Genomic DNA, 809 nt, shown 5'->3' with positions numbered 1-809 from the left:
ATTTCGCGGTAATGCGAAACATCCCTTTCCTTAGCCAGTGCAAACTGCGTCTGCATCATCAGATTACTGACTGGTGTGCGCAGCTCATGCGCGATGTCAGACGAGAAATCTGACAGTTTCCGGAATGCCCCCTCCAGGCGATCAAACATATTATTGAACTCCTGCATGGTCTCAGAGATTTCCGGCGGAGCCAGATCGGGATTTAGACGCTGATCCAGGCTGTGTACGGTCATGGAGGAAGCCAGACTGGTCATTTCCCGTAGCGGTTTCAGACCAATACGTGTGGTCAGCCAGCCCAGAAAAACAGAAATAAAGACCAGACCGATATTGAACCAGAACAGCCAGGTACTGAGTTTGTCCATAAACAGGGTGTGATACCCAGTATCCGTGGCAACCGTAATGATGACATGTTTGCTTTTACCCTGTTCCGGCGTCACGGCAACCCGCCGCGAGATACTGCGGTACACGGTGTTATTTTCTTCCGTCTGGATCATATAGTCGAGAATATCACCCGACTTATTAAGCAGGACCGCTGGAACAACAGAATTTTTGGCATAGAGTTCAACAATTTTTTCATTTTCCATGTTTTTTATAGAAATGAATAAGCCATTGTGCCCCACCATCGCATCGTTTATTTTTTCTGATAATGACTTAATATCCGTTTTGTTCCTGAACGTCTCTGTTTTAAGAAACTCTTCGGTGAGCTGAAGTTTACCTGTCAGAAAATCGCGGTCCTGATTATCGAAATAGCCATTAAGGGTGCTAATCAGGATAAAACTTGATAACCACCATACCGTAAGCATCACCGC

General features: G+C 45.9%; 1 pseudogene. It reads right to left on the bottom strand.

Annotation, left to right across the window (positions count from 1 at the left end):
- Positions 1–809 (bottom strand): annotated as a pseudogene (pcoS, locus tag CHU32_RS27895) (copper resistance membrane spanning protein PcoS); the annotation flags it as partial.

It is taken from the genome of Superficieibacter electus, from assembly GCF_002915575.1.
Lineage (GTDB): Bacteria > Pseudomonadota > Gammaproteobacteria > Enterobacterales > Enterobacteriaceae > Superficieibacter > Superficieibacter electus.
Note: the sequence above shows the minus strand (reverse complement) of the source record. Positions and strands in the feature narration are given on the sequence as shown.